The sequence below is a fragment of the Devosia sp. 1566 genome, assembly GCF_004005995.1.
Lineage (GTDB): Bacteria > Pseudomonadota > Alphaproteobacteria > Rhizobiales > Devosiaceae > Devosia.
Map to the genome: position 1 here is coordinate 546,977 of NZ_CP034767.1, position 24,437 is coordinate 571,413.

20 protein-coding genes and 1 pseudogene are annotated in these 24,437 nt (G+C 62.9%); 13 read left to right on the plus strand and 8 right to left on the minus strand.

From position 1 onward, the window contains the following. Window positions 1-6 precede the first annotated feature (6 nt). Window positions 7-3,597 carry a peptidoglycan-binding protein gene (locus ELX51_RS02640; RefSeq protein ID WP_164854720.1) on the minus strand — a complete coding sequence of 1,197 codons (3,591 nt, stop codon included), beginning with the start codon at window positions 3,595-3,597 and terminating at the stop codon, window positions 7-9. Window positions 3,598-3,780: 183 nt separating this feature from the next. Here ELX51_RS02640 and ELX51_RS02645 point away from each other — a divergent pair, with 183 nt between their 5' ends. After that, window positions 3,781-4,452, plus strand: coding sequence for a response regulator transcription factor (locus ELX51_RS02645; protein ID WP_127752054.1), 672 nt, complete (start codon window positions 3,781-3,783; stop codon window positions 4,450-4,452). Between the two features lie 7 nt (window positions 4,453-4,459). On the opposite strand, the gene ELX51_RS02650 is transcribed toward ELX51_RS02645, so the two are convergent. Beyond that, window positions 4,460-6,082: a PAS-domain containing protein gene (locus ELX51_RS02650; RefSeq protein WP_127752055.1), complete on the minus strand. Its 1,623-nt coding sequence runs from the start codon at window positions 6,080-6,082 to the stop codon at window positions 4,460-4,462. 131 nt (window positions 6,083-6,213) lie between these two features. Here ELX51_RS02650 and mscL point away from each other — a divergent pair, with 131 nt between their 5' ends. Together mscL and ELX51_RS02660 are read left to right on the plus strand one after the other, a co-directional pair. Further along, window positions 6,214-6,657, plus strand: coding sequence for a large conductance mechanosensitive channel protein MscL (gene mscL, locus ELX51_RS02655; RefSeq protein WP_127755153.1), 444 nt, complete (start codon window positions 6,214-6,216; stop codon window positions 6,655-6,657). Window positions 6,658-6,884: 227 nt separating this feature from the next. After that, window positions 6,885-7,520 (plus strand): LuxR C-terminal-related transcriptional regulator, encoded by a 636-nt coding sequence (locus ELX51_RS02660; protein ID WP_127752056.1) that lies wholly within the window; start codon window positions 6,885-6,887, stop codon window positions 7,518-7,520. A 155-nt stretch (window positions 7,521-7,675) separates the two neighbouring features. On the opposite strand, the gene ELX51_RS02665 is transcribed toward ELX51_RS02660, so the two are convergent. The 3 genes from ELX51_RS02665 to hemA form a co-directional block, all read right to left on the minus strand. Next, window positions 7,676-8,236, minus strand: a complete 561-nt coding sequence (locus tag ELX51_RS02665; protein WP_164854721.1) for a lipocalin family protein — start codon at window positions 8,234-8,236, stop codon at window positions 7,676-7,678. A 133-nt stretch (window positions 8,237-8,369) separates the two neighbouring features. Next, the gene (locus ELX51_RS02670; protein ID WP_282567571.1) at window positions 8,370-9,140 is read right to left on the minus strand and encodes an NAD(P)-binding domain-containing protein; all 771 of its coding nucleotides are present in this window, start codon (window positions 9,138-9,140) and stop codon (window positions 8,370-8,372) included. A 117-nt stretch (window positions 9,141-9,257) separates the two neighbouring features. Then, window positions 9,258-10,538: a 5-aminolevulinate synthase gene (gene hemA, locus ELX51_RS02675; RefSeq protein ID WP_127752059.1), complete on the minus strand. Its 1,281-nt coding sequence runs from the start codon at window positions 10,536-10,538 to the stop codon at window positions 9,258-9,260. Between the two features lie 344 nt (window positions 10,539-10,882). On the opposite strand from hemA, the gene ELX51_RS02680 reads away from it, so the two are divergent. From ELX51_RS02680 to ELX51_RS02690, 3 genes are all read left to right on the plus strand, one after another. Further along, window positions 10,883-12,211, plus strand: a complete 1,329-nt coding sequence (locus ELX51_RS02680) for a hypothetical protein (RefSeq protein WP_127752060.1) — start codon at window positions 10,883-10,885, stop codon at window positions 12,209-12,211. Then, complete coding sequence (locus ELX51_RS02685; protein ID WP_127752061.1) at window positions 12,204-12,974, plus strand: SDR family oxidoreductase; 771 nt, start codon at window positions 12,204-12,206, stop codon at window positions 12,972-12,974. The genes ELX51_RS02680 and ELX51_RS02685 overlap by 8 nt, the downstream gene beginning before the upstream one ends. 78 nt (window positions 12,975-13,052) lie before the next feature. After that, window positions 13,053-13,718, plus strand: a complete 666-nt coding sequence (locus tag ELX51_RS02690) for an OmpA family protein (RefSeq protein WP_127752062.1) — start codon at window positions 13,053-13,055, stop codon at window positions 13,716-13,718. A gap of 42 nt (window positions 13,719-13,760) precedes the next feature. Here ELX51_RS02690 and ELX51_RS02695 read toward each other — a convergent pair whose 3' ends face one another. Further along, window positions 13,761-14,060 carry a hypothetical protein gene (locus ELX51_RS02695; RefSeq protein ID WP_127752063.1) on the minus strand — a complete coding sequence of 100 codons (300 nt, stop codon included), beginning with the start codon at window positions 14,058-14,060 and terminating at the stop codon, window positions 13,761-13,763. A gap of 147 nt (window positions 14,061-14,207) precedes the next feature. Here ELX51_RS02695 and ELX51_RS02700 point away from each other — a divergent pair, with 147 nt between their 5' ends. After that, entirely contained in the window at window positions 14,208-14,597 is a 390-nt protein-coding gene (locus ELX51_RS02700) for a PRC-barrel domain-containing protein (RefSeq protein WP_127752064.1), read from the plus strand. 120 nt (window positions 14,598-14,717) lie between these two features. On the opposite strand, the pseudogene ELX51_RS20235 reads toward ELX51_RS02700, so the two are convergent. Further along, a pseudogene (locus tag ELX51_RS20235) lies at window positions 14,718-14,825 on the minus strand (DUF2934 domain-containing protein); the annotation flags it as partial. Between the two features lie 319 nt (window positions 14,826-15,144). Here ELX51_RS20235 and ELX51_RS02710 point away from each other — a divergent pair. Together ELX51_RS02710 and ELX51_RS02715 are read left to right on the plus strand one after the other, a co-directional pair. Then, entirely contained in the window at window positions 15,145-16,827 is a 1,683-nt protein-coding gene (locus ELX51_RS02710; protein ID WP_248305229.1) for an ABC transporter transmembrane domain-containing protein, read from the plus strand. A gap of 122 nt (window positions 16,828-16,949) precedes the next feature. Continuing rightward, window positions 16,950-19,322, plus strand: a complete 2,373-nt coding sequence (locus tag ELX51_RS02715) for a Wzz/FepE/Etk N-terminal domain-containing protein (protein ID WP_164854722.1) — start codon at window positions 16,950-16,952, stop codon at window positions 19,320-19,322. A gap of 27 nt (window positions 19,323-19,349) precedes the next feature. Here the strand turns inward: ELX51_RS02715 and ELX51_RS02720 are convergent, their stop codons facing one another. Further along, a complete protein-coding gene (locus ELX51_RS02720) occupies window positions 19,350-20,444 on the minus strand; it encodes a nucleotidyltransferase family protein (RefSeq protein WP_164854723.1) in 1,095 nt (364 codons plus the stop codon). Between the two features lie 373 nt (window positions 20,445-20,817). On the opposite strand from ELX51_RS02720, the gene ELX51_RS02730 reads away from it, so the two are divergent. From ELX51_RS02730 to ELX51_RS02745, 4 genes are read left to right on the plus strand one after another with little or no spacing between them, the layout of a single operon-like run. Continuing rightward, window positions 20,818-21,120, plus strand: coding sequence for a PqqD family protein (locus ELX51_RS02730; RefSeq protein WP_164854724.1), 303 nt, complete (start codon window positions 20,818-20,820; stop codon window positions 21,118-21,120). A gap of 16 nt (window positions 21,121-21,136) precedes the next feature. Next, window positions 21,137-21,553 carry a lasso peptide biosynthesis B2 protein gene (locus ELX51_RS02735; protein WP_164854725.1) on the plus strand — a complete coding sequence of 139 codons (417 nt, stop codon included), beginning with the start codon at window positions 21,137-21,139 and terminating at the stop codon, window positions 21,551-21,553. Beyond that, window positions 21,550-23,418: an asparagine synthase-related protein gene (locus ELX51_RS02740; RefSeq protein WP_127752071.1), complete on the plus strand. Its 1,869-nt coding sequence runs from the start codon at window positions 21,550-21,552 to the stop codon at window positions 23,416-23,418. The genes ELX51_RS02735 and ELX51_RS02740 overlap by 4 nt, the downstream gene beginning before the upstream one ends. After that, complete coding sequence (locus ELX51_RS02745) at window positions 23,415-24,371, plus strand: serine kinase (protein ID WP_127752072.1); 957 nt, start codon at window positions 23,415-23,417, stop codon at window positions 24,369-24,371. The genes ELX51_RS02740 and ELX51_RS02745 overlap by 4 nt, the downstream gene beginning before the upstream one ends. The last annotated feature ends 66 nt before the right edge of the window (window positions 24,372-24,437 follow it).

Genomic DNA, 24,437 nt, shown 5'->3' on the forward strand with positions numbered 1-24,437 from the left:
CTCGGGTCAGGCCGGCTGGCTGCCCAGCACCGCGAGCAGCCGCGGATTGATGGCGCCGCTCTCGCTCATGCCCGTGCCCCGCTCGAAGGCCTTGATTGCTTCGGCTGTCTTGGGGCCAGCCATCCCGTCGGGTGTGCCCACATCAAAGCCGAGTTTCGCGAGGGCCTGCTGCACCTTGGCCACAACATCGGTCTTGGTGATGGTTTCGCCCGCTTCGAAGTTGGCCAGCCAGGTCCCGATCGGAGCATAGTTCGCCGCCAGATCGATGGGCTGGGCCCGCCAGGCCGCAATCTCGTCACCCACGGTCTGGACGGCCTCGGCCGTCAAAGACTTGGCCACGTCATCGCGCGCTTTGGTCGCATCCGCATCGCCACTGCGCGCCGCCAGCGAGAACCACTTGAACGACTGCTCGAGATTCTGCTCGACGCCCAGGCCACGGGCAAAAAGCATGCCGAGGTTGAACTGGCTGTCGGTCATTCCCAGCATTGCCGCTTTTTCGAACCATTCGGCGGCTAGCTCGAACTGCTGCTCGCCCATTTGCCCGCCAGCATAAAGCGCCGCCAGATTGTGCATGGCCATGCGATTGCCGGCCTCGGCGCCGCGCTGATACCAGAGCTTGGCGACTTCGAGGTCCTTGTCGACGCCGTTGCCGGCCTCATAAAGATTGCCCAGCCGATACTGCGCCGGGCCAAAACCCTGAGCTGCCGAGCGCTCATACCAGATGGCGGCTTCGGCATAGTCCTGGGCGATTGCCTGGCCTTCGGTATAGATCGCAGCCACTTCGAACTGGGCCTTGGCATCGCCATCGGCAGCCGCCTGGCGCAACTCGATCGGACCGATCGCCTCGGGTGGCAAGCCAAAGCTCTGCACCGGCGCGCTGGTATCGGGAGTGCTTCCCGTCACCAGCCCGGCCGGCTCGCCTGCGGCAGGATCAAGCGGCAGGTAAGCCATGGCCGCCGCAACGGCGTCTTCGGTCAGGGCCTCGGGCAGGGCGGCAGCGTCGCTCGACTTGCTGAAGCTGGTCGTGGCCGCGGGGTTGATGGAGCCCGTGGCGGTATCGTCGATCATGTCGATCACGCGCGGACCGGTGGAAACGTCGATCCCGTCCTCTGCGGGCGCAGGCTCGCCCGTAGGTGGAACTGCAGGCTCGGCCACGGGCTCTTCCGAAGTGCTTTGCACCACGGCCGCGGCGGCAGGCGGCGCTGCCTCTTCCATGCGCTGCATCACCAGGTTGAGCGCCAGCATCGATACGGCTGCAAGCGTGGCGGCCAGTAGAATGGGGCGGCGATGACGCAGCAGGAAGCTTTGCCGCGCCGGCTCGGCTTCGGAACCGTCCGCATCAAGATCAAGCACGGGCTCTGGCGCGGGATCCGCTGCAAGGCGCGTCTTGCGCTCCTTCTTGGGCTTTTCGCGCTTGATTGGCTTTTCGGCTACCGCAACCTCATCGGGTGCAGCTTTGGTGTCGGGCGCAAGTGCTGTCTCATCGGTAGCAGCGGGCCGGACGCGGGCAAGTGCCCGGCCAATCAGCGAGCCGCCAGCAGCAATGCCGGTGGGCTGTTCCACCTTGGCCCGCTGGGCGCGGCGAGCGGCCGCCACAAACGTGCTGGTGCTGCTCTGGCTGGGGGTCGCCTGCACCGACGGGGCTGCCGGTTGGGGCGCCGGAGGCGCTTCAAACGGATCCACCGTGTCGCTGCCAAAGCTCGACTGGGGCCGCGGTGGCGGCTCCACCGTGCTTGGGTCAAAGCTGGGGCGTGCATCAGCCATTGCCGCCGTGGCGCCAGGCTGGGGCGGGCGGCCGACTGGCCGGGTGATCGGGCCGAAATCCTTGAAGCCCGGATCAAGCAGTGGCGCTTCATCGGCCGGGTTTGCCGGCATGGAGTCGCCCTTGGATTGGGCAAGTGCGGTCAGCATGGCTTCAAGGCCCGCCATCTCGGCGGCAGCCTTGGTGGGCTTGCTGGCTTCTCGCGCCGGAGTGGCCGTGGCGTCGGTCTGGGCCGCTTCCCGCTCCCGCAACGTGGCTTCAAGCCGCGCCAAGCGTTCGGCCGTGTCCTTGCCGGCGGTGTTGAACAAGGCCGTCATGCGCCCTTCAAGGGCCGAAAGATTCTCCTCGCTCAGGCCCGGGGCGGCTGTTGGGGCAACGCCGGCCACAGCCTGCGAGGTCTTTTCTGCGACCAGATTGGCGAGGGCTTCGATATCGGGTTCGCGTCCAGCCCGCTTGATCAGGCCCCCAATACGGTCCTCAATGCTCTTGAGGCTTTCAGGGCCGAACATGGCCACAGGTGCCGGAGCCTTGCGGGTCACGGCATCGCTGGTGCGCTCAGCAACCAGGTTCGCCAGCGCCTCCAGATCGGGCGCATCGGCTTCCTTGGCCGAGTAAAGGCTCGCCAGGCTATTGAGCTGGGCGCCGGTCTCGTCCATGCGCTCCATCAACAGCTTGAGCTGGTTCTCGACCTGCGAATTGTCGGGTACCGGGGCGGGGTTCGCAGCAAGGTCCGTCAGCACTTCGAGCTGGCTCTCGATGCGCGAGAACCGTGGCTCCATGCCGGCAATCACCGCCTGACGCAGCGTCGAGATATCATCCTTGAGCCCATCGATATCGTCGTTGCGCGCATCAAACGCCCCAATCCGGGCCGCAAGGGCATCAACCTTGGCGACGAGCTTGCCGGGCTGGGCTTCCCGCTCCTTGATTGCCTTGGTGAAGGCGGCCATTTCGGCGGTCAGCCGTTCAAAATCGCCCGATCCCAGCGCCACGTTCTTTTCGATCGCGTCGATGCGGTCATAAACATTGCGGACGCTGTTTTCGATCGCGTCCATCGTGGGCGCCAGCGCTTCGACGCCGGCGGGACGGGGTTGCTGCGCGCGTCGATCCTCGCGCACAATTTCCCGCTCCATCTGCTCGGCCTGCAACTGGGCAAGCTTGCCCACCGTCGCCGACACATCGTCGAGCCTGGTGTTGATAGCGGAAAGATCAACCTGGGGCGCTTCCCCGATCAGGCGCGCCAGGCTCCCGATCTGGGCTTCGAGCCGCTTGACCTGCCCGGTTTCCCCGACGGCGCCAGCCAGCAGTTCCACTACATGGGTGAGTTGTTCGACCTGGCTGGCAACTTCGCGCACATTGCCATGGCCATCGCGCTGCGCTTTGAGTTCGCCTTCCAGCCGCGCCAGCCGGTTTGATAGACCGCCCACCAGCCCGCTCAGTTCGCGGAATTCAGGCATGTCATTGGCTTGTCGGCGCAGGGCTGCTGCGGGCGCCGACATCTGCCGGCCGCGAATCTCGGCGATAGCCAGCGTCAGCGCATCGGTAGCCTCGGCGGCCTGGTCGTCCTCACGATCGGTGAAGCGATCAACAGCCCGCTTGACGGTCTTGAGCGCCTCGCTGCGGCGGATCGCCGGCTGAGGTACTTCCACCTGGCCACGCAGGCTCCGTACGCGCTCGGCCAATCCGTCGAGGGCGGGATTGGCCTGCTCTGCTTGCACATAGCGGCCTTCCACCTGATCGAGCAGGGCCACCAGTTCTCCGCGCAGCGCCTGCCACTCGCCCGGTTTGGATGGCGATGCTGTCTCGGCCGGTACGGATTTGGAAGAGGCGCGGGCCATTGGTGTCCCCTGATGGGTGTCGGCGGAGCCCTCGCGATGCAACACGAAGGTAGGGACCCTCATTTGCCGAAAACATGGTAAACATCCCGTTAAGCATTGTTGCATTTTGCCGATGCTGGCGAGCTCTGGTGCGGCTAAGTGCCGGTGAGTGCTTGTCGGCAAGCTCCAGGAGGACCACCATTCATGACGCGCCGCCGCATCATCATCGTTGATGACCACCCGCTGTTTCGCGCCGCATTGCGGCAGACGCTGTCCGGGGGAGATGCCACGGTCAGCGTCGAGGAAGCGGGTGACCTTGCCAGCCTCAGCGCCGCGCTCGATGCCGATCGGGATTGCGACCTCGTGCTTCTTGACCTCAACATGCCCGGTGTTCGCGGTTTTTCCGGCCTGCTGCTCTTGCGGGCGCAATATCCCGAAATTCCCGTGATGATCATTTCCGCCGTGGAAGACGCGGTGGTCGTGCGCCGCGCCTTTGAGCTGGGGGCCGCGGGCTATCTGCACAAATCGGTAGGCCCCACGGAAATCCGCCGCGCCATCGAAACCGTGTTGTCGGGCGAAGTGTTCGTGCCGGAAGGGGTAAGCCTTGGAGTGGAGGACGCCAACTCCGCCCTGATGCGGCGCCTCGCGACCCTCACACCCCAGCAGGTGCGCGTGTTGATGATGCTCAGCGACGGGCTGATGAACAAGCAGATCGCCTATGAACTCTCCATTTCCGAAGCCACGGTGAAGGCCCACGTTTCGGCCATCCTGCAAAAGCTGGACGTGGACAGCCGCACCCAGGCGGTGATCGCCGCTTCGCGGATCGAGGACGGCCAGTTCGAAGCCTTGTTCGCCACCGGCGCAGAAAAGGCCTAAGCAGCGCTCAGCCGGTGCGTTTGACCGGCCGGCCGGTCTGGCTGGCCAGCCCCGTGATCGCCGCCCGCAAGGCCGCGGGCTTGACCGGCTTGGTAACGACGGCCACCCCGCGCTCCTCGGCCAGCGTGCGCACTGCCGGGCTCCGGTCGGCAGTTACCAGCGCCGCCGGCAGGTGCCCGCCCAGATTGTGGCGCAGCCACTCGATGGCATCGAGCCCCGAAGTCTGGTCCAGATGGTAATCCATCAGCACCAGGTCGGGGTACCAGCCTTCCAGCAGCCGCTCCCGGTCGATCTGCTTGAGCGACAAGGCCGAGCGCACATCGCAGCCCCAATGGGTGAGCAGGCCCTCCATTGCCTCAAGGATCGAGCGCTCATTGTCGACGCATAGCACTTTGAGGTTGAGCACGCCAAAGGCGGGTTCCGCCGGCGCTAGGTCATTGCCCTTGGCCGGCGTCACTGCCCTTGCGGTGGGCAAAAACAGCGAAAACCGCGAGCCTCGCCCGATCTGACTATCCAACTCCAGCGTCAAGCCCATGGCCGCCACCAGCCTCTGCACGATTGATAATCCCAGCCCCAACCCCTGCGCCATGCGTGCGCCGCGTTCCAGCCGCGAGAACTCGGCAAACACCAGCCGGTGTTGATCCCGGGCAAAGCCGATCCCGGTATCCACCACATCGAGCCGCATTCTTTGCCCCCGCCGCCGCAACCCCACCAGCACCTTGCCGCCCGGCGGGGTATATTTGATCGCGTTGGAAACGAGGTTCTGCACAATGCGCCCCACCAGCGTGCGATCCACCAGCACCGCGCTCTTGGTGGGCAGGATACGCAGCGAAATCGAGCGCTCCCGCGCCATCGGCCCGAACTCGACCTCGAGCCGCTTGAGCAGATCATTGCCGTTCACCGGCATGGGCGCTGGCCGCAGCACGCCGCTATCGATCCGTGAAATATCGAGCAGCGCCCCCATGATGTCTTCCACCGCTGTCAGCGATGCCTCGATCGAGTTGGCGAGATCGGCCAGGCCAGTCAGCTTGGCGCGCTCCATCAGCGTGGCGGTATAAAGCCGCGCCGCATTGAGCGGCTGCAACAGATCGTGGCTCGCGGCGGCCAGGAACCGCGTCTTGTCGTGATTTGCCGCATCCGCTTTGGCGCGGGCAATTTCGAGTTCGGCATTGACCCGCGTCAGCGCCGCCGTGCGCTCCTCCACCCGGGCTTCCAGCGACTGGTTCATGCGCTCGAGCGAACCTTCGGTGTCCTCGCGCGCCGTCACATCGGCCACGCTGATCACGAGGCCTCCATCGGGCAGCCGGCTCGACTGGAATTCCAGCATTTGCCCACCGATCCCGGTGCGCTGGCTCACCGTCGTGGGTGCTGCCGTCAACGCATTGATGCGCTCGATGGCAAGGCGCGCGGCGTCCCCCGGCCCGAAATCCCCCCGATCACCCTGCCAGATCGCAAGGTCGAACAATGGCGTGCCGGGCCGCATCAGCTCTTCTGGCAGCATCAAAAGCGTGCTGTAGCGCTGGTTGGAAAACACCAGCCGCAACGCATTGTTGAACACCGCAATGCCCTGGGGCACGAAATCCAGCGCCTGTCTGAGGCTCGCTTCAGCGGTGAAAAGGCTCGATTGCATCTGAAAATCCTGGTGACCGGCTGGACTATCGACCTCCGCGGTCTGCCTCGCAAGCTCAACTCTTGGCCCATTGCTTTGCCCGGCTGCTTGGAGGATGAATGATGCGCTCGATCAGCCAAGAGGATACTCAAATGCTCAAGGAATTTCGCGACTTCGCCATGCGGGGTAATATGATCGATCTCGCCGTCGGTGTGATCATCGGCGCCGCTTTCGGGGCTATTGTCTCGTCTATAGTTGACGACATCTTTATGCCGATTATAGGATTGTTGGTCGGCGGCATCGATTTCTCCAATTTGTTTATTGTTCTTTCCAATCCCGACGGCGTTCCTGTTCCCTCAATTGAAGCTGCCCGCGCCGCTGGAGTTGCAACCCTCAATATCGGCCTGTTCATCAATGCCGTGGTCAAGTTCCTCATCATCGCTTTCGCGCTGTTTCTCGTGGTCAAGGTGATCAACCGCCTCAAGCGGGAGGAGGCTACCGACCCCGGCCCGGCCGAGCCGACCCGGCAAGAAGTTCTGCTCACCGAAATCCGGGACGCGCTGCGGCAAAGCCCGGTCCAGCCGACGGGAAAATAGGAATAAAAACCATTGACTTGACCTGATCTAGGCCGATATACCTATATTGGCCTAGGTAGTTCCTCCTACGTGTTCCCCTTATCGGACTGCATCTACACTTAGTTCAAATTACCCGGGTGATGACCGAGCAGCATCTTCAGTCAAGGCCAAAGTTCAGGCTAAGATTAAGTCGCCCTCAGGTCGGAGAGCATCGATCGTGCGACGCAGCCTATCAAGGACGAGGCAGGATGAGCGAACACCCTTATTACCATTCCTTTTTGAACCGTGACCGACTGATCCATATTGTTGATGCCGACCCGGCCGTGTGCGAAGCACTAAGCGTGCTGTTCCGGCTGGAAGGTTTTCAAACAACTTTCTCGCTGGACGCCGCCCATTTCGCCGCCGCCATGGAGCGTCGGCGTCCTGATGCCGTGGTGCTCAATTTCGAACTCGGCGACCAAAGCGGCCTGGGCTTGCTGCAGCGCATCAAGGCGGCACGCCACAGCACGCCGGTGTTCATGCTCGCCCAAACCTCGCAGGTCGATGCCATTGTCACGGCAATGAAGCTTGGCGCCTCCGATGTGGTCACCAAGCCCATCAACAGCGATTATCTGCTTAGTGCCGTGCGGGCGGCCATGCGCCACGAAGCTCATCTTGGCGGCGGCCAGCAGTCGGGCCGCCCGGTGGAAGTGCGCGGCTTTTCCCAGCTGACGCCGCGCGAGCGCGAAGTGCTGCAGCTGATTTCCAATGGCCGCTCCAACAAGGAAGCCGGCCGCCAGCTCGGAATTTCGCCGCGCACCATCGAAGTGCATCGCGCCCGGGTGATGGAAAAGCTGGGCGCCCGCAACACGGCCGACCTCATGCGCATCGTGCTCACGAGCTGAGCTAGCGATTTTGCTTAAGCCGGAGCGTGACATCCCGCTCCAGCCCCGGGGCGTGGAGGGGACCACAGTCCGCCTCGTGGGACATCCGGTCCCCCGCCGGGCCATGGTGAGCGAACCCACCACCGATGCGGGTTTTCAATGCCCCGGGGGCGAACTTATTCGGCTGCCGGATCATAGCTTTGGGGGGGCTGAGCGGTATCCGAAAGCTGCGCCAGGTCCACGCCGACCTCGCTTAAGGCTTCCTCAGCTTCCTTGCGCTCTTTCGCACTCAATTCGGGCTCGCGCGCCAGGATCCAGCCGGTATTGCCCTCTGGCGAATAAACCGCCGCCCAGGGATATTGCCCGCCGTCTTCCTCGCCAACTGCCGCCACGACATAGTTGACGCCTGGAGCGCCGCTATCTTCGCCAAACTCCACCGAGAACGTGTTGAAGTTGCCATTGACCACTTCAGCCGTACCAACCACGCCCTGCTCATCGCCTGAAGCACGATCGCAGCGGTTGATTACCTCGACGCTGGTTTCATCAAGCAGACTATAGGTGGCCGTCACGCCACCCTCGCAGTCCTCCTGGTAGGGCGTGGGCGTGCGCGCAATCTCGTACCAAAGGCCGGTATAAGACTGCGGGTTGATTTCCAGCGCTGTTGTGGTGCCAGCTTCCTGGGCCGAGGCAGGAGCCGCTGCGATCAATGCTGCAACAAGGGCGATGGGCAAACGCATATCGTTCTCCATTTCTGCTGTTGCGGGGTCAACAGCAATGGAGAGCCGGGGTTCCGGTCCTGGCTTATTCGTGAGGGCACCAGCGCCATCAGCCTTTGCCACAATGGGGACCAGGCCTTCGTTGCGGCCCTGATCATGGAGCGTTGGCCTCCCGGTTGGCCGCAATGACTTGCGCATGGGTGGGGTTGGCGCCCAGCTTGGCAAATTGTTCCGGCAGCCGGTCGCGCTTGGCCGTTGCGGCACCCTGTTTGGCGGCCGCCAATGCGCGGATGGTCTCTTCTGCATTCCAGTCACAGCAATAAGCAGGGGTGGACGGCTGCTGCCGCCAGCTATCGTCAAGTGAGCCGGCATCGACCGGATCAAAGCCCACTTCGTCCACAATGCTCATGGCGATGCGCTTTTGGGCATCGTCGTCGCCGGCCACGGCTATCGCCAGCCTGTCGGGTGCCCCCCGTGGCCGACCCAGATCTTTCAATGAATCCGCCAGGATGTTGTTGAACGCCTTGATCACCGGCCGCCCAAGCTGTTGGGAAACCCAAACGCTTTCCGTCATGCCGTTGTCGATCGCCGCAATGTGAGGGTCACGCATGTCAGGATAGTAGTTGCCGGTGTCGATCACCGGCACCGAGGCAGGCACGCCCGCAATCTCTGCGGCAAGCTTGGTTACGGCCGGAAAGGGGACCGAAAGGATCACCACCTCAGCGTCGGCAACAGCCCCAGCTGCATCGGCGGCAATGGCGCCAATCTCGTCGGCGAATGCCTTCACCGCGTCCGCACCTTTTGAGTTTGCCACCCGAACCTCGTGGCCATTTTGGGCAAGCTTGCGCGCCAGCGTGCTGCCGATATGGCCAATGCCGATAATGCCGATTTTCATGATGGGTGCTCCAGCTCGAGGCCCCCTCACTTGGGGAGCGCTGCCGGCTGTCACAAGGACCCGCCTTGTAGTCGGCTTTAAACGACAATGCCCCGGCGCGGTCGCCGGGGCACGTTATCAAAGATTGCCTGGATACGCTTGGGCCCCTTAGCCGCCGCTGGTCGGCAGCGTTAGATTGCCCGAGGTTAGCTTGCTCGCCGTGATGGCGGCATCGGCCGGCTCGCGCGGTAGCTCGAGGCTTGTCCAGACGCTGACCAGCGCGTGGCGCAGTGCAAAGATCATCTCGTCGGTATGGAGCGGGGTCGGGGTGATCCGCAGCCGCTCGGTCCCTTTGGGGACGGTGGGGTAGTTGATGGGCTGGATATAGATATTATGTTTGTCGAGCAGCATGTCGCTGGCCGCCTTGCACTGGCGTGCATCGCCCACCATCACCGGCACGATATGGGTTTCGGTTTCCATCACCGGCAGGCCCGCATCGCTGAGCATTGCCTTGAGCAGCCGCGCCTGGCGCTGCTGCATGGCGCGCTCGGTCTGGGATGCCTTGAGGTGCTCGATGGATGCCCGCGCTGCGGCGCAAAGGGCCGGGGGCAGGGCGGTGGTGAAGATGAATTCGGGTGCATAGGAGCGCACCGCATCGATGATCGACTTGTTGGCGGCGATATAGCCGCCCATCACGCCAAAGCCCTTGGCCAGGGTGCCCTCGATGATGTCGATCCGGTCCATCAGCCCGTCGCGCTCGGCAATGCCGCCGCCGCGCGCGCCATACATGCCGACGGCATGCACTTCATCGATATAGGTCAGCGCGCCGAATTCCTCGGCCAGATCGCAGATCGCCTCGATCGGCGCGATGTCGCCATCCATCGAATAAACCGACTCAAAGCAAATGAGCTTGGGGCGCTTGCGGTCGGTCGCGGCCAGCAATTCGCGCAGATGCGCCACATCATTGTGCCGGAAGATGTGCTTTTGCATCCCCGACTGGCGCACGCCCTGGATCATCGAGGCATGGTTGAGCTGGTCCGAAAAGATCACGCAATCGGGCAGGAGCCGGGCAATGGTGGAGATCGCTGCTTCGTTGGACACAAAGCCCGAGGTAAAGACCAGCGCGCCTTCCTTGCGGTGCAGGTCGGCGAGCGAACGCTCAAGCTCGACCAGCGGCCGGTTGGTGCCCGAAATATTGCGCGTGCCGCCGGCGCCGACCCCGAGCCGACCCGCAGTTTCCTGCATGGCGCCGATCACGGCCTCATGCTGGCCCATGCCCAGATAGTCATTGGAGCACCAGATGGTGATTTCACGCGCATTGTCGGCTTCATCGCGAAAGATCGCCTTGGGAAAGCGTCCGGCAATCCGCTCCAGATCGGCAAACACTCGGTAGCGCTTTTCCGCTCGCAACGAGTCCACCGCATCTTCGAAGATTCCGCGATAGTCCATCCCACTGTCCTTCTGCATTGATGCCGGCAGGCCGATCCGCTGCTGCCCGATAGATTTAGGAGCACGCCGCGACCATGGGTATGAGCCAATTCGACGCGCACCCGACCGCTAACTCGTTCCAACGCCACGAGTCCGGGTGCCAAGATAAGACCTATTCTAAACTAAGCGCGGTCCATCTGCCAATGCACCAGCGCACTTTGCTTGACCAAATATGAGCTTGGTCCCCCAATAATCCCGACAACTTATCGGGGGTTAACTGCGCAACAGCAGTGCAGTTGAAGCCTGCCTTGCGAGCGTTTACAACAACAGCAACAGCACCCGAACGGGTATTGGGGGGAACAGGGGTGAGCGACTTTCCAGAAACGAGCGCCGCCGGCAAAGGCCCGGCAATGCTCGATTGGGCAGCGGCCGCGGTGCGCAAGGATCCGCAGGCGCTGTTCACCAATTTCCAGTGGTTCTTATACAACTCCAAGAACACTGTTTATTTCACGGCCTACTCGAAAACGGCGTTCACCAAGGAAAGCCTGGCCAACTTTGTTGCCGAAATGGTGTCTCTGGCACCCCAGCTGACCCATGGCTTCAAGGGTGCCTTGCCCGGACAGCCTTTTCCCCAGCACCTGTTGGACGCCATTACTTCGGTGATCGAGGTCGACAGCTTCGAGGGTTATCCCGATAAATGGCTGGGCAAGGGGCTCGATATTTTCGAGCGGCAGGACCTGCCGCTGTTTCGCGTTTATGCTGCCACGTTGCGCGGGGGCCCTGATGGGCAGGGCCATGCTTCCATGGTCCTGGTGCGATCGAGCCATGCGCTGCTGGAAGGACATGATTCGTCCCTGTTGACGCGTTCCCAATCCATTGCCCGTACCCCCGAAGCGGCCAAGCCCAAGCAGAAGCTGCCCTTCAAGCGCCGGATGGGTCTGGCCGTGGGTTCGGTGATGGGTGCCACGCTGCAGCTTTATTACGCCAACAAGAGCGATGTGCCGGTCAAGAACATCCAGTTCCGCTCATTGGCTATCACCCGTAGCCGCATCCGCGCCCTTGCCAACCGCATCGGCGTGCGCCAGCGCGCGTTGATGTTCGGGCTGATCACCCAGGCCCTCAATGTCGCCGAAAAGGGTCCCGAGGCCAAGGTCATCACCGCCGCCTATACCATGCTGGACAACTCCGAACGCAGCGAGGTCGATGACGACCAGTTCCGCGTCCGCGCCCTCATGGCCGGCTTTGCCGTAAAACCTGATTTCATCGACTATGTCCGTGGGATCGATGCGACCCTGAGTGAAATCGAAGCGCGCGATACAACGACCTACCAATTCATCCTGATGGGCATGTTCGCGCTGCATCGGCGCATTTCTCGCCTGCTGCCCTTTCTTTATGGCGACAAGTTCTTTCGCTTCAGCCGCACCACCGACGTGGTGCTGACCTTGGTGCCGCCGCACCGCATGTATGGCAACATGACTCGTGATCTGGTGGAGCCCGTTTATGTCGGCTCGTTCCACCCGAGCGCCAATCTCTGCACCTTTGTGCCCAATCGCCAATATATCACGCTGAACTTCGCCATGGAGCAGCGCTATATCGACCGGGTTGATGATATCGTGACGCTTCTCGAGACCACCGAGGTCCGCTCAATTCACCCGGCCCCAATTCCTGCAGAAAGCCATACCAGCCTTGACTGAATATAGCCGTTATCCAAGCCTAGCCGGCACTCCCGTCGTGATCTCTGGCGGTGCCTCGGGCATCGGCGAATGCCTCGTGCGCAGTTTTGCCGCCCAAGGCGCCAAAGTCGGCTTTGTCGATATTGCACAAACCGTCGGCGACAGCCTTGCTGCCGAACTCGTGGCCGCCGGCCATCAGGTGCGCTTCACCCCTTGCGATGTCACCGATACCGCCGCCTACCAGGCCGCCATTGCGGGCTTTGCCGAAGCCCATGGGGATGCCCTGGTGCTGGTCAACAATGCCGCCCACGATCAGCGTCACAACTGGAGCGAAGTGACCCCGCAATACTGGGACGATCGCATGGGGGTCAATCTCAAGCACAGCTTCTTTGCCATCCAGGCCGTCGCCCCCGGCATGCAGGCGGCCGGTCGCGGCTCGATCATCAACACCGGCTCGATCAGCTGGATGATCATGTCACCCAGCATCCCTGTTTATGAAACCGCCAAGGCCGCCACCCATGGCCTTACCCGCGCCATGGCGCGCGAACTGGGCAAGTCCGGCATTCGCGTCAACACCGTTGTGCCCGGCTGGGTGATGACCGAGCGCCAGCTCACCCACTGGATCGACCCAGCGGCTGAACAACTGATCGATGCCAGCCAGGCCCTTGCCGGCCGGGTGTATCCCGAAGACATCGCTCGCATGGTTTTGTTTCTCGCCAGCGAGGACAGCGCCATGATCTCGGCGCAACAATTCCTCGTCGATGGCGGCTGGGCCAACACCTGACAGCTTTCGTTCATTACCCGTTCACCATGATGACATAATCAGGGCGCACCGACGGCCAAATCCATCAGGGGTGACTCGATGAAGTCCAAGCTACTCGTTGCCGGCCTTGCCGCCCTGGCGCTCAGCGCCTGCTCCAGCATCAATCCATATACTGGCGAATCCCAGCTCTCCAACACCGCCGGCGGCGCCCTTCTGGGCACGGGCGGTGGCGCCATCACCGGCGCTCTTGTCGGCGCTGCCGTGGGCGGGGACCCACGCGTGGGCGCCCTGATCGGCGCCGGCGTGGGCGGTCTCGCCGGCGCTGCCATTGGCGATTACATGGACGACCAGGAAGCCGAACTGCGCGCCCAATTGCAGGGCACTGGCGTGTCGGTGACCCGCGTTGGCCAGCAGATCATCCTCAACATGCCTTCCAACATCACCTTCGCCACCGACCAGGCGAGCGTGCAGCCCCAGTTCAACCAGACCCTGGTTTCTGTCGCGCTGGTGCTCAAGAAGTTCGACCAGACCATCGTCGACGTCTATGGCCACACGGACTCGCAGGGTGACGACAACTACAATCTAAGCCTGTCGCAGCGCCGTGCCGTAGCGGTTGCTACCATCCTGGCCAATCAGGGCATCGACCAGCGGCGCTTCTTCATTGAAGGCAAGGGAGAAACCAGCCCGATCGCCTCCAACGCCGCCGAATCCGGCCGCGCCCAGAACCGTCGCGTAGAGATCCAGATTTCGCCGATAAATCGCTGATCTGATCGGGCGGCGAGCGCGGCCAGCCGCGCTTGCCCCATTCTATGGCGTTGGCGCCACTGGTTCCACCACCGGTTCGGACACTGGCGAGCCCGGCTGCACGTCGGTCCCAGGCGCCCCATTAAACAACTGCATCAGCAGCAGCATCGCAATCACCACTGCAAGCCCGATCAGCCCATAAAGCCACCAATTGGTGGGCCCAGTAGCGCCGACGCTCGCTTCGTCCCCCGCCGCGACTTTCAGCGCCGAGTCCTCGGGCACCACGATGGGCGAGCCATTTTCATCAATCAGCGTGTCTACTTCGGCCACGGTGCGCGTCGGCTTGTTGGGAACAGTCGCCATAGCTTTTCTCCCTTGATCCCGGGCGAGTGCGCCCTCGTCTGCAAGAAGCAATGCGGGGAAGCGGCACCGGTTCCTCCATCCTTGCCCCTCGGAACGGGGCAATGCAGGAGACGTTGTACCTGCCAGCGGCAACAAGGGAGCAGGGTAATGGCTTATGAACAAGCTTCCGGGCAGGACGTCTATGTCAAGGAAACGCACGACCTGATCGGTTCAGACAAGGTCGAGGGCACCAAGGTGTTCGACCGATCCGGCGAGCATATTGGCTCGATCGAGCGGCTCATGCTGGAAAAGCGCAGCGGCAAGGTCAGCTATGCCGTACTAAAGTTCGGCGGCTTCCTCGGGATCGGCGACGAGCATTACCCGCTGCCTTGGTCCAAGCTCGAGTATGATGAAGCCCTAGGCGGCTACCGGGTGGATATCACGCGCGAGCAACTGGAAGGGGCGCCCCGCTACGACCGCGACGATGACGCTTATTGGAGCGCCGACAACGGCTTGCGGCTCTACGAGTATTACGGGGTGCCGCCCTACCGGAGTTAGAAACGGCGGCCGGCATTCAATCGCCGGCCTCAAGCCTCAAGCCGCCTTTTTCGCCCGCGGCTTGGCCGTGCCCGTCTTTTTTACCGCTGGTGACTTGGCTTTCGGTGCCGACATGGCTGCTCCCGCCAATTCCTCGGCTGCGGCAAACCAGAACCGCTGGTCCTGACCCTCTGGGCGGCCGGCCGCTTCCCAAAGTGCGTAAGCGCGGTCCTTGATCTGAGTGTGCATAGTTTGCTCCTTGCAAGATGCTGTCCGGGCAGACTGGCTAAGCAGGGTTAAAGCAAGGTGAACGCCACGCTCGTGCTTGAGGCGCGCTCCGTCTCCAGCAGGCAGTAGTTGCCCCGGCTTGACCCTCTCCCACGCCGCGCATCTCAATGCGCCAGGCCGTCCCGTGGCTCAGCAAGAGATCGGCTCGGATCCATGTTTAAAAGCTGGTGGGTGCAAGGTGCAAGGTGCAAGGGGAGGAGGCGGCAAGGCGGCCGTGGCACGGCTAGAGCCACTGCGTCACCTGTTGCCATATCTTCTGCGCTACCCGGTTCGGCTTTGCTTGACCCTCACCTTCTTGGTGTTGTCGACGTCGGCGTCCTTGTTCATCCCCCTGTTTTTCGGGCGTATGATCGACACCGGCTTTGTGGCAAGGGACCTGGGTACGGTGGGCCATCATGCCTGGATCATCGGACTATTCGGGGCCGCCGCCGCCCTTGCCAATGGCATTCGCTTTTATCACATAGCCTATATCGGCGAGCGCATCGTCGCCGATATCCGTTTGTCCGTGTTCACCCATCTCCTGAGCCTCGATCCCGCCTTCTTCGATCGCCACCGCGTGGGTGATCTCGCATCTCGCCTTAATGGCGATGTGTCGACCATCAAAGCCGCAATCACCGCCACAGCGTCAACCGCGCTGCGGGCTCTGGTCACCATGGCCGGGGCGTTCCTGTTCATGCTGACTACGAATGTGTTCCTCACAGTCGCCGTGGTCATGGCGGCGCCGTTCATCATGCTGCCGCTGCTGCTCATGGCGCGCCGCTTGCGCAGCATGTCTCGGCGCAGCCAGGACGCGCTAGCTGATCTTGCGGCCCGCTCCACCGAAGTGCTGAGTGCCATGCGCACGGTGAAATCCTTTACCCGCGAGCGTGAGGAGGTTGGCCGTTATCAGGCAATCGGGGAGGGCAGTTTTCGCTCCGAAATCGGACGGCTCAAGTCGCGCGCGGTAATGATGTCGCTGCTGATGCTGCTGTCGAGTACCGCGATGATCTTCGTGATCTGGTGGGGCGCCCAGGCGGTCTTCCATGGGCTGGCCAGCACAGGAGAACTGACTCAATTTCTGCTTTATGCCTGGATGGGGGCAGGGGCGCTCGCCACCCTATCGGAGGTGGCCGGGTCGCTCCATGTGGTCGCCGGTTCAACCGAGCGCGTGGTGGAAATCCTGAGCACCCCCGCAACAATCGCCACCCCCGCTGCGCCCGAGGCCTTGCCCGCAGACGGCACGGGAGTCATCGCGTTCCGCAACGTCACTTTTCGCTACCAGCCAGACGATCCGGAACCTGTGCTTGACCGCCTGAGCTTTGAGGCCAAGAGCGGCCAGACCATCGCCCTGGTGGGATCCTCCGGCGCGGGCAAGTCCACCATCTTTTCGCTTCTGCAGCGATTTTATGACGTCGAGAGCGGCGCGATTCTCGTCGACGGCGTGGATGTGCGGCGGGCGGATCTGCATCAGTTGCGCCGCCGAATTGCGGTGGTGGAGCAAGAGCCCACCATCTTCTCCGGCACCGTCGAGGACAATGTCCGCTTCGGCGACACGCAGGCCAGCCGGGATGCGGTGGTTGCTGCTTGCGAGATGGCGCTGGCGCACGAATTCATCACCGCGATGCCGCTGGGCTATGACACGCCAGTTGGCGAGCGTGGCGTGACCTTATCAGGCGGGCAGCGCCAGCGCCTGGCCATTGCCCGCGCCGTGCTGAAAAACGCGCCGATCCTGCTGCTCGACGAAGCCACCAGCGCCCTCGACTCCAACAGTGAGCGGCTGGTGCAGACGGCCATTTCCCGGCTGCGCAGTGGGCGCACGACCCTCGTGATCGCTCACCGCCTTGCCACTATCCGCACAGCCGATACCATCCTGGTGATCAGCCGTGGCCGGATCGTCGACCAGGGCTCGCATGACGAACTGATGGGCCGCGATGGGCCATACGCCGACCTCGCCCGCCTGCAGTTCAGTTTGGCAGTTGCCTGAACCGCAGGCCTTCGGCGTGAGCCTCGCCTAAGTAGTCTTCACAACTCTGCCGTCAAAGACCGCGTTCATCATTGGCGTTACAACAGTCCTGCTGAAGGTTGCAGATGCAGGAGCCGGCCATATTGAAGGACACCCAATCCAGCAGCCATTGGTCTGCCGGCTCCGCCCGCCACCGCAATCTCGAACTGGTCAATACCGTGCGGCGCCCTGAGCTCGACGATGAGCTCTCATCCGATATTCGCTTCATCGATATTGGCAAGATCCTGATGGCGCTCCGCCGCCAAATGCCAGTTGTGCTCGCCGCAGCACTGCTTGGCGCCTGCTTTGGCGTTGGTTACCTCATGCTCGCGCCGCGCAGCTATGTTTCGGTCAGCCAGATCATGATCGACCCCCGGGTAGGCGCCGTGATCAATGACGAAGAGAGCACATCCTCGCTGGCGGGTGGCGAGACTGACATCCTCAATCAACTTGAGGTCCTGCGATCCACCAGGCTTGCGGGCGAAGTCGCGCGTGGCGAAAACTTCGGTTCGGACCAGACCTTCCTCAACCCGCCGCCTTCATTTACCGGCCGCGTGCGCGGCATGATCGGCGATCTCGTCGGAATGCTGCTGAACCGGCCGCCAGTGGAGCCGGAGCGCCTGACCGAACTCCCCGACGACATGGTCGCCGGCCTGCTGCGCCGAAACGTTCTCGTAGAGCGGGTCGGCCGCAGCTATGTGATCAGCCTGGGCTATCGTTCGCCAGACCCGGAGCTTGCCCATCGGATTGCCTCTGCTTACGCCGACGCTTTCGTGCAGGACCAGCTCAACACCAATCTCGATGCATCACGGACCGCGGCGGACTGGCTGCAGCAACGCTTGACCGAGCTGAGCGTCAGCCAGCAAGAAGCCAGCCGTGCCGTCGAGGAGTTTCGTCGGAGCGCCGACCTTTCTCTTGCCGATAGCGACAATCTCGTCACCCAGCGCTCCGAAACGCTAACCCAGCAACTGGTCTTGGCCCAAGCCAATACGGCGCAAATGCGGGCACAGGCAGAGCAACTGCAAGTAACTCTGGCGGGTGGTCCTGAAGGGCTGGCCGGGCAGTCGCGAGTGCTATCCGACGGCAGCCTTGATGCTGGCAATGTCGCAGAGCTGCTCAGCCGCCAGAACACTATCACGGCCCGGATCGCCGAGATCACCAGCAATTTCGGACTCGATCATCCCCAGATCGCTGCCCTCGAGACTGAGCTCCGTTCCGTGAGGAATGAGATTTTCAATCGGCTGCGTGACAGGCTCGACTATTATCGTGACCAGGTCGCGGTTGCCGAACGACGCGAGGCGGAACTGCGTAACAATCTGGCGGCGGAAAGCGCGCTGGCTTCGCAGTCCAACCAGGACCGCGTGCAACTCAACGAATTGCAGCAACGCGCCGAAGCCCTCAATCTCTTGTATAATTCTTTCCTGTCCCGCTACGAAGAACTTCTGCAGCGCCAGTCATTTCCGATTCCGACGGCCCGCATCATCAGCCCTGCCGAAATGCCACTGGCTGCCTCCAGTCCTAACTTGCTGTTCTCGCTGATCGGCGCGACCATGGGGGGCCTGTTCATCGGCGCGCTGCTCGCCTTTCTGCGCGAAATCCGAGACCGCTCCTTCCGCATCGGCGAACAAATCACCAGCGAACTTGGGCTACGGTTTGTTGGCTATCTGCCCTGTCTACGTGGGCGGCGCAGCAAGGCAGGTGAGGGCCAGACGGGCACGATTTTCAAGGAGGCCTCTGTTTACCGCGCCGCTCACCAATTGATCCTCCGCCAGAAGCCGTCCGCACCCACTTCCGCCTTTGCCGAAACTCTGCGTTCGGGCAAGCTGGCGCTGGATGCGGCAGCCCCGAACAACAATCAGGTCGTCGGCATCGTTTCGGCGCTCCCGGGCGAAGGCAAGACCACTGTCGCGATAGCCTTTGCCGAAATGCTCTCTGCCGGAGGCTCGCGGGTCGTGCTGCTGGATGCCGATCTTCGGCATCAGGGCGCAAGTAGGCTCCTCGCGCCCGGGGTACGTCCAGGCTTGCTCCAGATCGCTGAAGGCGCGGACTGGCGCAGCCTGATTTGCATTGAGGACGCAACCGGTCTCTCAGTGCTTCCGGCAGGGGGCGCCGGTGCCAACGCGAAGAACCGGGAGTTCCTGGGCTCACCATCCATGCTGCAGTTGATTGGTGAGCTCCGCAAGGAGTTTGATTATGTAGTCATCGACCTGCCGCCCTTGGCGCCGGTGGTTGACGCCAACGTCGTCCTGCCCTGGACCGATGCCTTCCTGCTGGTGGTGCAGTGGGGTAAGACCCCGCGCCGACTGGTGCGTTCGTTGCTCGAGAAGGACTCGGTGCTGGCCGCCCATATTCAGGGCGCGCTGCTCAACAAGGTCAACTTTGCAGATCTACCCAGCTTCAGTGCGCCAGATGGGTCGGAACGGTATCTCAGCACCTTCAAGAACTATTACCGTGAGCCAGCGCGGGGTAAAGCGTAGGCCGCTTTGGCCAATGCTGCCAAAGCGTTAGTTCTGCTCCGGCAGACGCCGACCTTCAAACAGGCGCAATGCCGCTTCCGATGCGAGGGCCCGGGCCACCTCCTTGGCGTATTGCGTCCGCTGACCGAGGCACAGCTCCCACAGCACGTCCCGTCGCATGGGCCAGACCAGCTCAGGGTCATCCGGGGTAAGGATCATGCGGGTCAGCGTTTCGTCGGAGATGTTCGCCAGGACGGGTGGTCCTCGGTCAAGTGGTTGATTATCCTTGGCAAAAAGCGCCGTTACGGCGCGTAGCGCTAGGAGCGCCGTGCCGCCCAGACCCTGGTCGGCGGCCGTGGCGAGGAACCGGGCAGGGGCCGCTAGATCGCCCTGCAACAGCACGAAAAGATCGCATACATGAGCGGCGGTGGCTTCGCGGTTGTAAAGCCCCTTGGCGATGCTGATGGCTGAGATCAGAGGAATGTTGTGCCGGGAAAGGCAGGGGAGCTGCGTTCCTGAGAACTCGATTTCATCAATCATTTCAAGATATTGACTGGCGCGTCGAGGGGCGGGGGAGCCGGGTTGTTGGAGGCGGTAGTGCAGGTCGATGGTAGTGGGAAAGGCTCCGGTCTTGACCAGATGCTCTTCGCCAAGGAACAGGCGCCACCAGAGCGAGGTGGAAGCTGATCTATAGTTTAATGCTTCCAATGACTTGGCTGCGGCGCGATGATGGCGGCGGGGGAGCAGCACGTCGATATCCGCAACCGGGCGGGTGAAAAAATCACCGTGAACCAGGCGCTGCTGCAGCGGCCCCTTCATGTAGATGAACGGAGTCTGAACGGCTTCGAGCGTGGCAAAAACCGCTAGGCTTTCGCGTAGCAGCGTCGAGTTGATCTGGAAGGTCCTGAACTTGTAGGCGGCAACGGCGGCCCGCTCGCTCGGGCTCAATCGGTGGCGCAGCGGCTCGCTGATGTAAAGCAGGATCTTGTTGGCGATGGCGATGCGCAAGACTCCGCTGCAATCGCCGGCATAACCGGGCGCGGGACCATCTGGTGCGCCAGGGGCAAAGTGCTGGCGCAGCGCGTGGACCACGGTTTGTAGCTCGGCGCGAATTGGCGGGCCCCGCTGGATAGCTGACAGCAAGTAGATAGCTGTTGTTTGCCCGCGAGAGAACTCGAATCAGCGCCAATCTTCCGTATACGTGTCTCTACCTAGTAGTTAATGACGCGTTGACTTGTTGTGACCCAAATGAGCAGGATCAGTTGTGTTGCAGCAAGCGCACAAGGTTCAACTGTTCTGGCTGGAGATTGACATGACGAAACTCACTTATACTGCGCCGCGGCTGGTCCGCCACGGTTCTATTGAAGCCGTAACCAAGGGTGCATCTACGGGTAGCGCACTGGACGCGACTTTTCCCACAGGCACCCCCTTTGGCGACCTTACCTTCTCGTAAACGCGTATTCGCTGCTGGGTCGTCGCATTCGGCAGCGAACATTGCCCTTGGCAGGAGCGGGGTTTGACCCAAGAGCTGAACCAGGCCCCCAGCGGCACCCTGACCTTCCGTGCCGTTAACGGCGATGCTGTGCTGACCACGGCACTGGGCGACGGCCTTGCGCTGCTGGATCTGAGAGCCAACGAATATTTCACGCTCAACGGCGTGGGAGCGCTGCTGTGGCGCCGGTTGCAGGCGCCGCAAAGCAAGGCTGAACTGATCCAGGCGGTGCAGGCCGAATACGACGTCGATGCGGCGAGCTGTGCCGGGGATGTCGATCTGATGTTGGATGACCTGATTGCAGCCAAGCTTGTGGATGTTCGCTAGATCACTGCTGTTCCGATTGAGACGGTTGCGCGCCGCGGACTACCGTCTGCTGGCGGAGGCCATCATCCTGTTGCTCCAGGTTCGCCTTGGTCTCAGCTTTTCCTCGTTGCAACAGCTGCAGCACAAGTTTCTCGGCCCTGATCGGCAAGAGTCGGCGGCGAGGGCGGATGTGCCACGCATCGCCCGGGTCGTTCGCAACGCGGCGCGACTTGTTCCCGGAGCCAGTTGCCTGACCCAGGGGCTGGCCTACCAGATCCTGCTGCACCGGCGCGGCGTTCCTTCCGAACTCAAGATCGGCGTCCGGCACAACGAGCGGGGCGAATTTGCCGCCCATGCCTGGGTAAGCGTCGCCGGGCAGGTGCAGCTCGGGGGTTCGCGGCAACAAGTCGCCGCTTTCGCTCCAATCGCACAATTCGGCGCTGGCAGAAAATGAGCGGCATTGCGGGCCTCCTGCTGGCCAAGCATAGCCGGGTGGCACGTCCCGAGTGGCTGGATCGCCAAAGCCGAGCCTTGCATATGCGCGGGCCCGACGGGCAGGGGAGTTGGAGCGGGGGCCGGGTTTATCTCAGGCACGCACATCGCCACAGCACGGGCTTTGTTGAAAGCAACTTGGCGGCGCCCGAGGCGGGGATCGTCGGGCTTGCCGATATCCGGCTCGACAACCGGGCGGAACTTGCCGACCTGCTCGGTGCCGATGAGCGCGGCGCCAGCGATCTTGCGCTGGTGATCCTGGCTTATCGCCACTGGGGGCCCGATTGCTGCAGCCGCTTGCTCGGGGATTTCGCCTTCGCCCTTTGGGACAAGGGGTCACAGACCCTGTTCTGTGCGCGAGACCAATGGGGTGTGAAGCCGCTGTTTTACGCGCAAAGTGGCGCCGGGTTTTCCTTCGGTTCCGATCCTGGAGCCCTGATCTGCGACGACGACGGGGTCAACGAGCATCGCGTCGCCAGCTTCATTGCCGGTTTTGTGGATGATCCCGCCGCCACCGCCTTGAGCCAGGTCCGGCGCCTGCTGCCCGGCCATTGGCTGCAGCTCAAGGACGGCGAACTGGTGACGCGGCGCTATTGGAGAGCGCAGGCAGCTCCCGACGCAGGTCTTTCACCTCCTGAAGCCGTCCGCGACCTGTTGCAGCAAGCCGTCCGGGCTCGGCTGCGCGGCGCGCCGGCGATGGGGGCCATGTTGAGCGGCGGCCTCGATTCATCTTCGGTCGTGGCGACTGCGGCACGCCTGCGCCCGGGCGTGAGCCTGCGCACCCTGTCGTTCGACTATCCCGCCACGCCCGAGCTCAGCGAGCGCCGCTACGTCGATGCCGTGCTCGCCGCTTATCCGCTCCAGCCGAGTTTTGTTCCCTTCGACGATCTGGCACCCTTGCAGGGGGTTTCCCGACTGGCGCTTCGTGATGCGGATCTGCTGTTTGCCCCAGGCACGGGCAAGATGCTGCGCTTGTTCAAAACCGCAAAGGAACTGGGCGCCACCGTGCTGCTGGACGGCCATGGTGGCGACGAGGTGATCTCCCATGGTTATGGCCGGCTGGCGGAACTGGCGCAGGCGGGTCGGTGGGGTGCACTCTATGGTGAGTTGCGTGGCGTTGCGGCGACGTTCAACGATAGTCCCAGTCGCGTGTTCCTGCGCTATTTTGCGGCTTATGGGCCGGGGCGCCGGCTGGCGGGGAGGGCGCAGAGGCTTTGGTCGGCATTGCGGCCGCCCGAGACCGGTGCCGTGGGGCCCACCGCCTTTGTCGCGGCCGACTTGGCGAAGCGCATCTGCCTTGCCGATCGCTATGCCGAGTGGCGGCAGGCGCTGCGGACCGCCCATGCGGATGAGGACAGCCTGCACCGCTGGAACGTGTCGTCGCCTGCGGTGGGGCAAAGTTTTGAGGCGCTGGATCGCGCCGCCACGCTTGCCGGGGTGGAACTGCGCTTTCCCTTCTTTGACCGCCGCCTGGTGTGCTACGCGCTGAGCCTGCCACCGAGCGAAATCCTGCGCGATGGGTGGTCGCGCAGCGTGCTGCGCCGCGCCATGCAGGACATCCTGCCGCCGCAGGTGCAGTGGCGGCGTGACAAGACCGATTTCAGCTCCGAACTGCGGCTTGGCCTCGTCAAGCATCATGGAGGGGAGCTCGACGCGTTGGACGGCGACAGCTTCGGGGTTAGCCTGTTCCTGAACATGGACCAAGTGCGGTCGGCTATTGCGCGGCTCCGTGCCGACCCGCTCCGGCTCGACGCTGGTGAGCTTTTCGGGCTGTGGCGCGCATTGTTCCTGTCGCTTTGGCTGCAGAACCGGGCGGCTACCTCATGAGCGGATCTGCTCTCGAGCCGGGCTTTCGCTATCGCCTGTTTGGACTGACGGTGTTGTCCGAGATCGAGATGCCGCAGCTGCCCGCTGCGCCGGTCGGCAGGGTCGACCTCACGATCAGCCGGACCGCGATAGATCATCCGCGGCGTCGCGAGCCGGGTGTGGTGGCCGAGTTCGGGCCGGCAATGCAGTACCTGGCTTGGGAAACGGTCGGTGCGTTTCGCATCCGCAGGGCCGACCTGATCGAGGTCGATCCCAATGCGGGGGTAAGCGATGCCCTGGTGGCATTGCCGCTTTTGGGTTCGGTGATGGCAACGCTGCTGCATCGGCGCGGCCTGCTGGTGCTGCATGCCAGCGCCGCCACGCTCGGTGGGCACGGCATTGCCTTGCTGGGCGACAAGGGCGCCGGCAAGTCGACCACCGCCGCAGCCCTGGTCGCCGCCGGCTATGCGCTGCTTTCCGATGATGTGGTGGCGCTGGCCTTTACCGGCGGCAACCGGATCGAAATCCTGCCAGCCTACGGCCAACTCAAGCTTTGGGATAAAGCCGTTGCAGGCCTGGCGCCGCTACCCTTGCGCGAGCAGGGCCAGCTGCACCCGGCGATTGCCAAGTCGCAATATGGCCTTGCGACAGGATTCTCGGCCGAAGCAGCGCCGCTCAGCCGCCTTTATGTGCTCGGGCGCGGTGACACGGCGGGGGTGACAATGGTGGAGCCCGGCGAAGGGCTCGCGGCGCTGCTGCGCTACGCTTACATGGCGCGCTTTGGCGAAGCAGGGTTTGGCCCCAGCATGGCGGCCTTTTTCGGGCGCGCTGCTGCCCTCGCCAGCGCTGGCAAGGTGCGCATACTGCAGGTTCCCGAGGGCGTGCAGCGCATCGGGCAAGCAATTGCGGCACTGGAGCATGATCTGGATCTTAGACCTGCGGGTGAGCTGCGCGCTAATATTGGCGCGATGTAAGTATAAGTCCGGTGCTGTGCTGGGTCGGTGCTTCTGGTAGGCCAGATTGGTGTTGCAACAATGAGG

Excerpts from the sequence above, each read along its gene's own strand:
- ELX51_RS02660 (WP_127752056.1), top strand. The coding sequence starts at position 6,885 with ATGAGCGAACACCCTTATTACCATTCCTTTTTGAACCGTGACCGACTG.
- hemA (WP_127752059.1), bottom strand. The coding sequence starts at position 10,538 with ATGGACTATCGCGGAATCTTCGAAGATGCGGTGGACTCGTTGCGAGCG.
- ELX51_RS02690 (WP_127752062.1), top strand. The coding sequence starts at position 13,053 with ATGAAGTCCAAGCTACTCGTTGCCGGCCTTGCCGCCCTGGCGCTCAGC.
- ELX51_RS02695 (WP_127752063.1), bottom strand. The coding sequence starts at position 14,060 with ATGGCGACTGTTCCCAACAAGCCGACGCGCACCGTGGCCGAAGTAGAC.
- mscL (WP_127755153.1), top strand. The coding sequence starts at position 6,214 with ATGCTCAAGGAATTTCGCGACTTCGCCATGCGGGGTAATATGATCGAT.
- ELX51_RS02745 (WP_127752072.1), top strand. The coding sequence starts at position 23,415 with ATGAGCGGATCTGCTCTCGAGCCGGGCTTTCGCTATCGCCTGTTTGGA.
- ELX51_RS02640 (WP_164854720.1), bottom strand. The coding sequence starts at position 3,597 with ATGGCCCGCGCCTCTTCCAAATCCGTACCGGCCGAGACAGCATCGCCA.
- ELX51_RS02740 (WP_127752071.1), top strand. The coding sequence starts at position 21,550 with ATGAGCGGCATTGCGGGCCTCCTGCTGGCCAAGCATAGCCGGGTGGCA.
- ELX51_RS02700 (WP_127752064.1), top strand. The coding sequence starts at position 14,208 with ATGGCTTATGAACAAGCTTCCGGGCAGGACGTCTATGTCAAGGAAACG.
- ELX51_RS02645 (WP_127752054.1), top strand. The coding sequence starts at position 3,781 with ATGACGCGCCGCCGCATCATCATCGTTGATGACCACCCGCTGTTTCGC.
- ELX51_RS02665 (WP_164854721.1), bottom strand. The coding sequence starts at position 8,236 with ATGCGTTTGCCCATCGCCCTTGTTGCAGCATTGATCGCAGCGGCTCCT.
- ELX51_RS02650 (WP_127752055.1), bottom strand. The coding sequence starts at position 6,082 with ATGCAATCGAGCCTTTTCACCGCTGAAGCGAGCCTCAGACAGGCGCTG.